Here is a 12,737-nt window from a genome sequence, read left to right on the forward strand (position 1 = left end):
AGCATCGAGATGGCCGACGGGAACCAGGGCGGTGGTGGGCCGGCGCAAGCGCCGGCTGGGGATTTCCTGACGAAGCTCTCCGAGGCGTACCCCTACGGGGACGAACCGCCGCGGCTGACGGTCGCGATCAACGACATGGCCGCGGGGGCGCCGGACGGCGCCGAGTTCGGCGACGACGGGGTACGCCCGGTGCGCCACGAGGTGCCGGAGGGCGCGATCTACCAGCCGGAGACGATCGGCGATGTGCTCGCGTGGATCGACCAGCGGATCCACGCCTTTCCGATGGATCAGGTGTGGCTCACGCAGGCCGGGCCGCTCATGAACTGGTGCGCGGACCCGAAGGAGGAGCAATGGGCCCAGGCGGTCACGGAGATCCTCTTCGGCGCCACGTATGGCAATCTCGGAGGCTCCTACGACATGGGGACGAGGAAGAAAGCGTCTCCGTTCCCGGCGTCCGAGAACTGGGAGTCGTACATCTTCAGCCGGATCCAGCGGCGGTACCGGAGCAAGCTGGCGCGGCCCACGAAGAACCAGAAGCACATCTACGGGTGCTACAATGTTGCTTCCTGGCTGCACCCGGATCCGATTCAGGACGATCTGGGCGAACCTGCGCCTTCGGGTGACGCGTCGCTCAGCCCCTCCGGTGGCTCGGAGGCGCCCGAGGACAAGCCGCCGGTCGTGGGCCCGCTCGTCGGCGGCGAGCTACTCGCGAACCCGGTGGGACCCCGCTGGAAGGAGCAGGAGAACACCGATCCGGCCGTGCCCATCGTCGTCGCCTGCCAGCACCTCGCGACCTACGGAGCCCTGACACGAGGTTTTCGCATCGAGCACCTGGACAGCATCGGCTACGCGGCCCAGTTCGCAACCGGTGGCTTCGCCATCTTCTCGGGAAAGCCAGCGGCGCCCGGTGATGAACCACCTCCGCAGGGCGGGCGCTGGTACACGCTCCAGCCCGCAGCCGGCGATGAAGACAAGGCGAGCGCGGGGCAGGCGAATGGTGGTTCGCCCCCGCCCGTCCCCTACGAGGACCTGCTCCAGGTCGAGCGCGCCAGGCGTCTCTCGCCGCCGCTCGCGCCAGGGACCATCTTCGTGTTCGATCCCGACGCCGGAGCCCAGAAGGTCACGCTCTATCTGAGCAGGTATGAGGACGAATGCATTCGAGAGAAGGTCCTCATGAAACACTTCGCGGCGCGCAAGACGCCCGGCGTACAGGAGGTCGAGAGCGCCTACTCGCAGAAAGGCAGGGTCGCCCCCGATTATCAGCGAGAGCTGGACCTCGCCAAGCCGACGGAAGACGCCGGGCTTCTTAGGGACATCCGGATCCTCGAGAAAGGTGGACAGACGGTGCTTGCGGAGCAAAAGCGCGCTCAGATGCAAGAAAAACTGAAGAAGGACCTCGGCGAATGGGAGCACCAGAAGACGCTGGCGCTCGACACCAGCACGAAGGCCGTCGTGATCGATCTCAAAAAGCAGCTCGACGGATCACACATCCACTACGTCCTCCGGGTACACAAGGACAAGCCGCTCGTGCAGCTCATGGACACCGGCAACGGCTCCAACTTCTGGGCGAAGATCAAGGCGGAGAGCCGAGAGAGCCCTGGGCGCGGAGCGCTCATCGCCTTCATGCAGGCCGGCATCGTCGACGGCAGCGCGCAGAGCAAGGTCGGCCCCGGGCAGATGCTCGGCTTCTGCGGCACGGGCGTCACGCCACCTCCTCCCGAGGACCTCGGCGAGATGGCCGCCTTCATCAAGAAGGCGCGCCCGGTCGGCCTGTTTCGCCTTGTCCTCACGCGGCGGCCCAGCAAGGCGGCCATGACACCGGACGACGTGCTCTATGTGAGCCGACTCGCGCGCATGTACGGAGGCTCGCCGGAGCAGAACTACACGATCGCACAGATGCTCTGGGGAATCCGGAACACCCCCGGCTTCACGAACCTGCAGCCGTGGGTGATCTTCTTCATTCCGCGCGGGGTCCTCGCCCGATCCATGTGGGCGCACGGCGGGCGCGAAATGACGCTGAGCATGTTCATGTCGGACGTGGCCCCCAACTACAAGGACGAGCTCGGCAAGACGGGAGGCCTGAACCTGAACAAGCAGTACTTGCCCGCCGTCGCGATCACGAATAGCGGGATGCCGGACCCGGAGTACGCGGGCAAGTCGCAGCTCCAGTGCCGATGGAAGTACATGTCCGGGGGCTCAGGCAAAGCAGAGCCCGGCGGCGCGTGGCCTCCGGCGATCGAGAACAAGCTCAAAGAGACCGCCTGGAATAAGATCTTTGTGCACCCGAGCTTCGGCAAAGGGCTCGAGGAGCGGATCGACGCGCTCACGCCCTCGATGTTCCTGGACGGCGCGGCCCCACCCAAGGCAGATGACGATGCTCATGCGCTTTCATGAAGGTTCGGCCCTCGCCATGACGGCCCTCTCCGTCCTGCTCGCCGGCTGCGGCGCATCGAGCGGGCGCTCGAAGCCGTCGGAGGTGCGGCAGGTCCTCGTACCACCTCCGGTGGCGCCGCGCGCCGCGCTCCCCGGGCCCGAGAAGGCCCCGGCCATCGAGCTCTTCTCCATGCCGCCGGCAGAGGATCCCGCGCCCGACCTCTCGCGGTGCGAACGGGGGGACCTGGACGGCTGCCGCGCGGCCGGCGCCCTCTTCCTCCACGGCTTCGGCGTCGCGGAGGACGCGTCCCGCGCGGATGCTCTGTATACGAAGGCATGCCAAGGCAAGAACACCAAGGCGTGCATGGATTTCGCGGGCGAGTCCTACCACCTTCACGACTGGCCGATCAAGGCGACGGAAGCGCTGGTGGAGGCCGTTCACCACAAGATGGCCTGCGAGCACGGCGAACAGCAGGGCTGCCTCGCCCTCGCCCTGGATGTGCTCCGCCATCCGGAGGAGCTCAACATCTTTCGGGACACCGTGGGCAAGACCGCGCAAAAGACGGCGGAAGATGCCTGCGCGGCGTCCAACGTCGCTGCGTGCTCCACGTTGATGGGGATCGCTCAGCGGGGCGAAGACAAATCCCGAGCGGAGGCCATCGCGGCGAGGCTCCTCGCGCTGTGCGACGCCGGTGAGATGAGCGCGTGTTGGCCTGTGCTCCGCTATCCCTGGAAGGACAAGTCGCCTGCTGAAAAGAGCCGTATGACGAAAGAGCTCGGCGTCAAGCTGTGCAAATTCTCTCAGGCCGAGTGCCGCGATGGCCATGGGGAGAGGTGCTCGTGGGCCATGGGCTGTGTCGACAAGAACGGCTTCGATCCGCAAGGACCGGAGGCCGTGGCCGAGTTCACCTACCGCGCATGCGTCGTCGGTCGCGAATTCAAGCGATGCGAGGAGCTCGCGGACCTGTTCGAGCGCGGCAACGGCGTGCCGAAGGACCCCGAGAAGGCGGCCTTCTTCGACATGGCCGCCTGCCAGCACGGCCGCGATTTCTCGTGCTGGAACACGGTGAACCGCCTCAGGAAGCAGGGCAGCGGGCCCGAGATCGACAAGAAGATCTTCGAGGTCCTGCAGATAAATTGCCGCATTGACATGCGTGTCGTGGGTTGGCTGAGGAGCTGCGAGCGGCTCGCGGAGATGTACGAGACCGGCCGCGGGACGCAGAAGGACGTCGAGAAGGCGGTGGAGCTCTTCAAGGCGGTGTGCCCCTATCGAGAAGAGTCGTGCGACAACCTGCGCCGCCTGAAGAGGCCCGTCCCGCCCGACGCGGACGCGCCGTGACGAGGGAGGGCAAACGTGAGCGAAAAGGACGGGAGCGTCATGCGGCTTGAGCGGTATGCCGAGGTCCTGGCCCATGTGGTCTATTTCCGCGGCGCGGACCTCTACGAGGTGCTCGCGCGCCTCGGCGTCGCGCCGGAGGACTGGGAGCAGGCCGACGCCGAGCACACGGCGGAGCTCGCGCTCTCGGCGAAGCGCAACCAGGGCATCCAGGCGCTCCGCTTCAGCTCGGCCTTCGCGAGGACCCGGCGCAGCCTCGAGGCGAAGCGGCCGTCGCTCGCGTCGCTCGGGCCGATGCAGCGCCCGGCGGCGGAGGGCGCCGCGCCGGTGCCCGTCCCGCCGCCTCCAGCTCCAGCGCCGCCGGCGCTCGCGCCCCCTCAGGGGCCGGCGTTCGTCTCGTCGCGCTCGCCAACCGAACGCGACGAGGTCTCGCCCTGGGCCGCCAACGCGCACGCCCGGCCCGCCAGCGACGGCAGCCGGCCCCCGGCACCGCCCCGCTCCGAGGGGGTCGCCATGCGGCCAAGCCCGCCAGCGCCCCTCCGGCGCGGCGGCCCGCCGAGCCCATTGGAAGAGGCGGCCATCCCTCAGGGCACGGCCGATATCAAGGAGTTTGTTCCGCGACGCGACATGCCGTTCCAGCCCGGCCAGGCGCGGGCCGCCGGGCAGAGCGCACAGGAGGGAAAGCGGCTCCAGCGGTTCGACCCGCAGACGGGCAGGCCCCTCGATCCACCCCTCGGGGTGGACGCACCGAAGCCGGGTGACGAGGGGAGCGGCTGACGCCGATCGACGCCCGCGCGCCCGACAGGAGCAACATCGCCCGATGACCCGAGCAGCACGACGACGCATGGCGCCTTCACCTGTCCTGAAGGACGCAGACAGCTGCCGGAGTGCCGTCGGTCCGATCGAGTCCACTCGAGCAGGAGACACGCGCGGTGCATCGCCCCGGTAGCCAGCACAGGAGAGCACGGAGGAACATGCGATCGCGATCCCCCAGGCCAGGAAAGCCAGCGGCGAAACAAGGCGACAAGATCGTCGGCATCGACACGCATGTGCTGATGGTCCCGTCGCCGGGAGGGCCTGTGCCCACGCCGACGCCGATGCCGTTCAGCGGGAACCTGTCCGGCGATCTGAGCGCAGACGTTCTCGTCGAGGGCAAGCCAGCAGCGATCCAGGGCAGCACCGCGACGAACACGCCCGCGCATGTGCCCGCGGGGGGCACCTTCCAGCGTCCTCCGTCAAACCAGGCCAGGGTGCATACGGGCAGCAAGACGGTGCTCATCAACAACAAGCCCGCCGCGCACCTCGGAGATCCGGCGCTGACCTGCAACGACCCGGCCGATGCCCCGAATGGGAGCGTGATCGCCGCCGGGACGGTGCTGGTCGGCGACTAGGGACCAAGAGTATGGCGGCAGCCACGAAGCCCGCAGCGGGGGCGCTGGAAGCGAGCGAAGGGATCTCGCTGGCGCAGTATGCGGCCGTCAGGGCGGCGGTGGCGGAGGGGTTCCCTCTCGCAGACGTGCTCACGGTCGAGGGGCTGAAGCCGCGTACGTTTGCGCGGGCCGATCTTGCCTGGAAGCAGCGGCTGGCCGCCGAGCCGGAGCTGCTCGCGGCGTACGAGCAGGAGCTGGCGCAGGCGGAGGACTGGCTGGATCGGCAGGTCGAACCGCTTGCGGAGGACCCGACCGCCTGGGCGAGCTTTCTTGCAGCCTTCGGGGCGCACCCGGCCCCGTTCGATCTGCTGCAGGAGAACGACCTGGGCATGAACGACGTTGCGCGGCTCCGCCGCCGATGGGCGCGGCGCGCCGCAGAGAACGCGAAGGTCGGCGAACTCCTCGAGGAGCTGCACGCGAAGCCCGGGAAGCTAGGGCCGCTCCGGATCGCCCCTCAGGTGCTGCGACCGTCGAGGGTAGCCGAGGTGCGGGGATCGGCGAAGGGGCCTGCAGACGAACATTCTGCGGCGGTACCGCTCGGCGAGCCCGGGCTGGGCCTGGCCGAGTACGCTGCACTCTGCGCGGAGCTCGATGCGCTGCCGGAGCAACGTGAACGGGTGCTGCGACGCCACGGCCTGGCCGATGAGGAGCTGCGCGCCGCGCTGGATCAGCGGTGGCAGGCAGCGCTGGAGCGTGACGCGGCGCTGGCGAAAGACTTCGAGCGGCTCCAGGCGCATCACGCGCGGCGGCTGGAAATGCTCCTCGCCCGAGCGCGGGAGGCTGGCCATGTCGAGCGCTCGCCCGCATCTACCGCCGCCTCATCTGCGCCTGCCGCGCCGTCCTCCGAGGCGATCGTCGGTCCTGCGGCGTCGGCCATGACCCCAGCGGCGCTGCAGCGCACGGGGCCCCTGCTGGATGTCCCCCGAGACGCGGTGGTCCCCTTCGTGCCAGTGCAAGGCGAGCTCACGACCACGACGGCCGAGCCGAAGCCTCCTCGCGCTGAGGAGTCGCTCACCGGCACCGCCGCCGTGCGCGACATTCCGCGAGGGCCGGAGCTGCCGCTCCCTCAATCCGGTGCGGCGATGGCGGTGAAGCGCCCGCTTCCTGTGATCGCGGAAACCGCACCGCTCTCGGACATTCCCCGCGGCCCCGCGCTCCCGTTCGCCACCGGAGCATCGGGGACTCCCGTGCCGTCCACACCGACAGCTCGGTCGCAGCAGCCGCGAGCCCCCCGGGAGGTTGCAGAGACGTCACCGTTGCAGGCTCCCCCTCGCGGCCCGGTGAGCCCCTTCGCGGCAGCAGACCCCACGAGGCGTGCCGGCGCTCTGGCGGCATCGAGGCCCGCTCCTCACGCGGCAGCAAACCTCCGGGAGACGTCGCTGCACGTCGCGATCCCCCGTGAGCTGCTGACGCAAACCGCGTCCTCGCCGGCCCCTGTGACCGGAGCAGCCTCCCAGACCTCCAAGGCATCGCCGCCTTCCACGCCGTCGAGCACGGCCGGGGAGGGCGGTATGGTGCCCCTCCCAGAGCCGCTGGAGACGATCCTGCCGCTCGCGCAGTATGCCGCGCTCTGCGCGGAGCTGGCCCTGTCCCCCGCCATGGCCGAGTCGATCTTCCAGCGCTACGGCCTGGGTTCCAGCGAGGTCCGGTCAGTGGTCGATGCGGCCTGGAAAGAGCGGCTCCGCGGATCCTCGGCGGAGTACGCGAGGTGGCAGGACATGTACCAGCGCTACTATGCGCACTTCGCCAGGCGAGGTGCGCCCGCTCGGTGAACCGTCTCGATCTCGCCATGCCGGGGTTCGACGAAGCGTACCCTGCACGCGGTATGCACCGGCGCCGCCTCGGTCTTGGGAAGCTCGCCGAACGCCAGCGCCTATGGCTCCCGGTTGCTCCGGCCCCTTCTGACCAGCCTCCTCGAGTGGCTCACGCCGTAGCCTCTTCGGGCGTTCGGCCCATGCCAGCCTTCAGCGCCTCCCCGAGGCGCTCCAGCTCCCGTCGACCATTGCTCGCCACCGCGACGAGATCCACCTCGTGGAGGCGCACCTCCCACTCTGGCCCCCCGGGCGCGGACCAGAACCTCTCGCCACGCAGCTCGGCCCCCTTCGGGTACACCAGCGCACCGCGCCGTGCGCCGAGCATCTTCATGTAGGCCAGCACCTGGTACAAGTGGCTCTTGGAGAACGCCTTACTGTACTTGGCGTCGATCACGAGGGCCTCTCCACGAGCGCGCACCAGCACGTCGATGCGGCTCTCCTCGCCCGCAACGTCGGCCTCGTACGGCGGCTGATACTGAATCGCCACCTTGCCGTCCCACGCCTGCGTTCGCGCTGCGGCCTCGACGGTCATCTCGAACAGCCGCGCCAGATCCACGTGGAATGCCAGCGCCCGCTGCGCCCCGCCGTGGGAGAGGCCGAACGCTTCCAGGATGGTGACGGCGAGGCTCCGCGCGGCCTCGAAGTCGGCCTCCAGTCGGGGCAGCGGGCGCGTACGGTCGAGGATCCAGGCCGGCGGCAGGCGCGGGACGTGCCCGAAGATGCCATGGAGTCGATCGAGGGCCATGCCACCGGCCTCGCGGAGGGCACCGTGCGCGGACGCTGCATGGATTGCCGCGGCGAATAGGCGATTGAGCGGCGTGTCGATGTTGCGCTCCCAGTAGCGGCACGGCACTGGGACAGGCGACGTCCGGCGGGCCAACTCCGCCCAGCGGATGGTGCCGCGAAGCACGCTCGCGTCGTCCTCTCGCCGCTGGTAGTCGCGGCGCGGCCCAGCGCGCGAGAGGTCCTCCTCAAGGATCTGGGCGAAAGCACGCACCGCGATCGACGCGACGCCCTCCTGTCCGTCGGCACCCTCGGGCGCGGTCCCTCGCCACTTCACCGGTCGGAAGCGCGGATCGACCGCGCACATCCAGGCGAAGATGTCCGCGCCGTTTCCCTTCTCGGGTTGCACGACCAGCGCCTCTCCAGAAGGCAGGGCCCATAGGCCGGCGACGCGGCGGATGAGCGTGCGAAAGGCCCCGCTGCCCTGCCGTTCGAAGCTTGATGCCTGGCCGAGGAGCGGCCGCAGATAGGCGACGTCGCCCGGCGCCAGGTCGAGGTCGACGGCCACCCCCTCCCGCACCTCCTTCACGACGCCGCGGCCTCCTCTTGCTCTTCGGCCTCTTCGGCGAGTGTCTCGTCCACGTGCTGAACCCAAACCTTGTAAAGGTCCTTCACGCGATCGGCCTGACCATGAAACAGCTCGGTGAGCTGGGGCTCGAGCTCCATCTCCCAGATCAGTGCTAGATCTGCTCGCCCGGCGAGCAGACGGCCAGCCGAGAGGAAGTAGCTGTGCCCGAGCTGGTGATCGGGGTCCGCGACGGCGCAGATCTGCTTGTTGAGCGCCCCCAACGCGCGAGCTGCTGCTCGACCGGCCGGCGTCGGGTGCACGTCGGCTACCAGCTCGGGATCGGGATCGACGCGCAGAAACGCGAACCGACGGCGAAGCGCATAGTCGACGAGCGCGACCGAGCGGTCCACGCTGTTCATGGTGCCGATCACCACCAGGTTCGGTGGCACGACGAGCGTGCCTCCGCTCGCGAGCGCGACCGAGCGGTTCCTGTACTCGAGGGCGTAGAGCAGCTCGCCGAAGATCCGCGCAGGATCGCCGCGATTGATCTCGTCGATGATGAGCACGAAGAAGCGATCCTGCTCTTCGTTCGCGTCCTCGCAGATCTCCAGGAACGGCCCGCGGTGCTCCTTGAACCCCGTGCGCTTGTCGCTCAGGACCGGCCGGATCCCCCAGATGAAGTCCTCGTAGCCATAGCTCGGATGGAACTGGACGAGACGAATCCGCCCCTCCTCGGAGGGCCCCTCCTCGCCCGTCAGCGCGCGGGCTATGGCCTCCGCGAGCCACGTCTTCCCCGTGCCCGGCGGCCCGCTGAAGATGATGTTTCGCGGCACCGCCCGGCTCGGCGCGGCCCCGAGATCCACGCGTAGCACGTGGTGCAGCTTGCGGAGGATCTCGGGGGAGACGACGTCCTTGAGTGCCGTGTCGAACTGCTGGATCTGCTCGTCCCGCGCGGCCGCCTCATCATCCGAGGTCTGGACGCTGTCTGCGCCCGCCACGGAGCCTCCGCCGATCGGCACGCTGGTGCGTGAGCTCTGGTACTTCGGGAGGGAGAAGTGCTTCTTCTCCTCCTCCAGCCGCAGGCGTCCCGCCTCAGTGATTGCCCACTGGCCCCGGCTCGGGTTCTGCGCTTGCCCGCGCTTCTTCAGGACGGAGAGGGCCCACGACACGGTGTACGGCCAGAGCACCTTGCCGTTGAAACCAAGTCGGCGATCACCCGGCGTGAGCTTCTTTCCGTACTGCTTCTCGATGAATGCCTCGATCTTGCTGTGATCGTCAGCGCCGGCGGCCAGCGCCTCGAGGGCAGGTATCTCGAAACCGCTGACGCTGGTCCGGAGGACCGTTTCGCCGGGCACCCTGGTCGGCTCCACCTCTGGACCTCTCTCTCCGCCTTCCGCCGATCCGGGCGGACGCTCCCCACTCAGGTCCACGCTGTCGTTCTCGCATTCGGCGAGCGCTCGACGCCCGAGGTCGGTGAGCTTCCAGATCCCGTGGCCGCCGCTCGTCAGCAACTCCTCGTCCCGCAGAGCCATGCGGGTCCACTCGATCCGGTGGCTCTTGAGGATCCACGTCCAGGTCGCCTCGGGAAGGAGCGCGCGGTGCTCGGCGTGAATGCGCTCGATGACCTCCTTGCGCCGGCCGGCCCCACCGAGCGCCGCGATCGTTCGCAGTATGGGCAGGGCCCACCGCCGGTCCTTCGGGGAGAGCTCGTCGAGGATCTTGGTTCCGTCGTCAGCCATGGCTCATCCCTTGTCCTTCACCACCAGACCCTTCTGCCCCGGCGCCACGATCCGCAGGCTCGCTACCCGCGGCTTCCCGCCTGCCTCGCGCACGGCCTGGATCCGCTCCAAGAGCCCCGCCATGTGCGGTTTCAGCCAGGACTGCGGGTTGTCGCTCCGCAGCGTCACGGTCCAGTTGTAGTAGCCATCGCCCTTCTGCCCGATGGCAACGTTACCAACTGCTGCGCACTGGTAGAAGAAATTGATCGATCGGCGGAGGAACCGCCCCCAGGCTTCCGCGTTCGCGGCGTCCGCCGATGCAGGCGCTCGGGTGTCTGGCAGTGCCGCAGCCGGCTGTCCGAGGGATGTCCGCGCGACCCGGAAGCTGATGCGCTGTTTGGCCTTGAGGATGTTGCACTGCCGGCAGAGCGTTTGGAGGTTGCCTACCTCGTTCGAGCCGCCTACGTAGACTGCGACGACGTGGTCGGCATTCAGGTTTCGCGTGGTCCCGCAGGCCAGGCAGGCGTGCCCGTCACGCGCCAGCACTTCCGCCTTCGTAGCCTCGTCGACCTCGTTGGGCGGCGGCGCCTTCTTCGTGTCGCTGGGATCCGGCGCCGGACCAGCTGGGCCAGCGATGATGCGCTGAAAGCAGCCATCGTAGAAGTTGCGGAACTGCTCGTAGCGGTAGAACAACGTTCGCCAGAACCGATCCTCCCTGGCGAACTCCCGCCGGAGCTCGTCGTTGGCTCCAACCACGTCGATGCGATTCTTGATGTGCCGCGTCGCGATCGCATCCAGGTCGTGGTCTGCACGCACCTCGAACGCGAAGAACTGCGGAGCCGAGCCGCGCTGGGCGATATGACGAGCGAGCTGAAGGATCTCGACTTCCAGGTCCGTGGCGCTGCGGCCCACTTTCCCGAGGAACTTCTCGCGCCAGCCTCGTACGCGCGCCTCATGCGCTTCGAGCGTGGCGCTCTCGTCGGCGAGAGCTTCGGGCACCTCCGCGAGGAGATAGTCGATGAGCTTCTCGAAGCCCGCGCGCTCGTCTTCGTAGACCATGACCAGCAGATCCGCCGGCTCAACGGCGTCGCTCTCGGGCAGTCGAGCGTCGAACATTGTTCGATACCAGCCCACGGGGAGATGCGACTGGAAAGGCACCGACGCCACGTTGCTGCCACCGGCCATCTGGCGAGCTAACCTCTGCACGAGCTCGATCGAGATGAGCTGGAGCGGCGGGCGAGCCTGCCGCTTCCCGGTTTCGCCGGGCCCGGCGCTGCCGTCGCTCAGGTCGAAGCCCGCCCACTGAATCTGCTGGCGCCAGTCGTCCTCGAACGAGACGATGTACGCATCCGCGGTTCCACCGAACTTCGGACCGCGCAGCGCACGTCCAACCATCTGGGTGAGCAGAATACGGCTCGTCGTCTGCCGCGTGATGAAGACCGTCTGGGCGTCGGGAATGTCGGTGCCCTCTGTCAGCATGCGGACGTTGATCAGAACGTCGAGATCGTCGTTGCGGAAGCGAGCGAGCACCTTGGCGTTCTCGTTGGCATCACGCCTCTGCCGCTGTGCGGCCGGTACGCTGGCGTCGACGTGCGAGTACACCGAGCCGGCCTTGACCCCGTGCTTGCGGAGGGCTTCAGCGATGGCCTCGCACTGGTACCAACGGTCGGTGAAGATGATGGTCTTCCTGAACTTCTCCCGGTTGTCGGCATACGTCTGGGCGATGAAGGCATTGCGCTCCTTGCTGTTTGCGAGCTCGTCGACCAGCTGCTCGGGGATGTCCTTGAAGGTCCCGAGCCACTTCTGGTAGTCGCGGGCGTCGAAGCGCGGCGTGAATCTGGTCTTCATCGGAACCGCATGGGGACGGGCGAGGACGCCTGCAGCCATCAGCTCATTGGCGCGGGATTGGGCGATGATCCCGCTGGGGAAGAGCTTCTTCAGCCAGCCTTGCTTGCTCTCGTCGCTGTATATCGGGGTTGCGGTGAGGCCGAGGACGGGCGCGCCCTCCGCCTGCAGTCCCTGGAGGAGCTTCCGGTAGCTTGGAGCAGGCGCGTGGTGCGCCTCATCGAACACGACGAAGAGCTTCTTACCGGCGGCCTTGAGGAACTCTTTCATGTTGGGCAGCCCGTCGCGGACTGCGATGGCGATCGTCTGGAGCGTGCCGATCACCACGTCGTCGGTGGGCTCGACGTACCGCGGGGGGAAATGACCTTCGGTGCCCGAGACGACGCGGAGCCGGAGCTCGCAGCGAGGCTCGCGGATGGCCCCGATCCTCCCGGGACGAAAGCAGTGAAACGCTTGCTCGAGGAGGTGATGCGTATGGGCGAGCCACAGGACCTTGTACCCGTCCGAGAGCGGACCTTCAGCCAGGAACCGGACAGCGGTGAACGTCTTTCCACCGCCCGTCGGGAGCACCAGGATGCCGGCGCCTGCGCTCTTCCCCTGCTTCGCGTACCACTTGCCCAGCTCACCCAACGCCTTGGCCTGATGGGCGGCAGGAGGTTCCTGCGGGTAGTCGCGGCACTCGGGGAGCGACCACTTCTTGTAGAACTCACGCTTGTCCTCGCCCATCATCGCTCCTTGGCACTCGATTACGGCCGACGCTGCCGCGCCCCGCTTTCACCGAGGGTGACTGGAGCGTCTCCAAAGTGGGTCATTCCGCACCTCAGGCCAGCTTGACCGCCAGCCCACGCCACGGTGAGCTGCACGGCACGGCTGTCGTCGGGGATGCTCGCGGCGACGAGGATCGACATGGGCTCGGTCTCGGGGCTCGGC

General features: G+C 68.1%; 8 protein-coding genes. 5 read left to right on the forward strand and 3 right to left on the reverse strand.

What is annotated here, in order from left to right; genetic code table 11:
• The first annotated feature begins 9 nt into the window (after positions 1 to 9).
• The 5 genes from WMF34_RS42040 to WMF34_RS42060 all read left to right on the forward strand — a co-directional run bounded on the left by WMF34_RS42040 (position 10) and on the right by WMF34_RS42060 (position 6,911).
• Positions 10 to 2,394 carry a hypothetical protein gene (locus WMF34_RS42040; protein WP_012240806.1) on the forward strand — a complete coding sequence of 795 codons (2,385 nt, stop codon included), beginning with the start codon at positions 10 to 12 and terminating at the stop codon, positions 2,392 to 2,394.
• The gene (locus WMF34_RS42045) at positions 2,375 to 3,712 is read left to right on the forward strand and encodes a tetratricopeptide repeat protein (RefSeq protein WP_157907287.1); all 1,338 of its coding nucleotides are present in this window, start codon (positions 2,375 to 2,377) and stop codon (positions 3,710 to 3,712) included. Before WMF34_RS42040 ends, WMF34_RS42045 begins: the two co-directional genes overlap by 20 nt.
• A gap of 39 nt (positions 3,713 to 3,751) precedes the next feature.
• Positions 3,752 to 4,486: a hypothetical protein gene (locus tag WMF34_RS42050; protein ID WP_012240808.1), complete on the forward strand. Its 735-nt coding sequence runs from the start codon at positions 3,752 to 3,754 to the stop codon at positions 4,484 to 4,486.
• A gap of 197 nt (positions 4,487 to 4,683) precedes the next feature.
• Positions 4,684 to 5,100 carry a PAAR domain-containing protein gene (locus tag WMF34_RS42055; RefSeq protein ID WP_044967090.1) on the forward strand — a complete coding sequence of 139 codons (417 nt, stop codon included), beginning with the start codon at positions 4,684 to 4,686 and terminating at the stop codon, positions 5,098 to 5,100.
• 11 nt (positions 5,101 to 5,111) lie between these two features.
• The gene (locus WMF34_RS42060) at positions 5,112 to 6,911 is read left to right on the forward strand and encodes a hypothetical protein (RefSeq protein ID WP_437991320.1); all 1,800 of its coding nucleotides are present in this window, start codon (positions 5,112 to 5,114) and stop codon (positions 6,909 to 6,911) included.
• Positions 6,912 to 7,062: 151 nt separating this feature from the next.
• Here WMF34_RS42060 and WMF34_RS42065 read toward each other — a convergent pair whose 3' ends face one another.
• Genes WMF34_RS42065 through WMF34_RS42075 form a run of 3 tightly spaced genes read right to left on the reverse strand, consistent with a single transcriptional unit; the run spans position 7,063 to position 12,536 of the window.
• The gene (locus WMF34_RS42065) at positions 7,063 to 8,265 is read right to left on the reverse strand and encodes a 5-methylcytosine restriction system specificity protein McrC (protein WP_437991321.1); all 1,203 of its coding nucleotides are present in this window, start codon (positions 8,263 to 8,265) and stop codon (positions 7,063 to 7,065) included.
• Positions 8,262 to 9,983 (reverse strand): winged helix-turn-helix domain-containing protein, encoded by a 1,722-nt coding sequence (locus WMF34_RS42070; protein WP_437991322.1) that lies wholly within the window; start codon positions 9,981 to 9,983, stop codon positions 8,262 to 8,264. Before WMF34_RS42070 ends, WMF34_RS42065 begins: the two co-directional genes overlap by 4 nt.
• Positions 9,984 to 9,986: 3 nt before the next feature.
• Positions 9,987 to 12,536 carry a DEAD/DEAH box helicase family protein gene (locus WMF34_RS42075; RefSeq protein ID WP_437991323.1) on the reverse strand — a complete coding sequence of 850 codons (2,550 nt, stop codon included), beginning with the start codon at positions 12,534 to 12,536 and terminating at the stop codon, positions 9,987 to 9,989.
• Between the last annotated feature and the right edge of the window lie 201 nt (positions 12,537 to 12,737).

It is taken from the genome of Sorangium sp. So ce145 (assembly GCF_051525985.1).
GTDB lineage: Bacteria > Myxococcota_A > Polyangia > Polyangiales > Polyangiaceae > Sorangium > Sorangium cellulosum_B.

Coding starts and splice junctions, on each gene's coding strand:
- WMF34_RS42040 (WP_012240806.1), top strand. CDS start 10: ATGGCCGACGGGAACCAGGGCGGTGGTGGGCCGGCGCAAGCGCCGGCT.
- WMF34_RS42045 (WP_157907287.1), top strand. CDS start 2,375: ATGCTCATGCGCTTTCATGAAGGTTCGGCCCTCGCCATGACGGCCCTC.
- WMF34_RS42050 (WP_012240808.1), top strand. CDS start 3,752: ATGCGGCTTGAGCGGTATGCCGAGGTCCTGGCCCATGTGGTCTATTTC.
- WMF34_RS42055 (WP_044967090.1), top strand. CDS start 4,684: ATGCGATCGCGATCCCCCAGGCCAGGAAAGCCAGCGGCGAAACAAGGC.
- WMF34_RS42060 (WP_437991320.1), top strand. CDS start 5,112: ATGGCGGCAGCCACGAAGCCCGCAGCGGGGGCGCTGGAAGCGAGCGAA.
- WMF34_RS42070 (WP_437991322.1), bottom strand. CDS start 9,983: ATGGCTGACGACGGAACCAAGATCCTCGACGAGCTCTCCCCGAAGGAC.
- WMF34_RS42075 (WP_437991323.1), bottom strand. CDS start 12,536: ATGATGGGCGAGGACAAGCGTGAGTTCTACAAGAAGTGGTCGCTCCCC.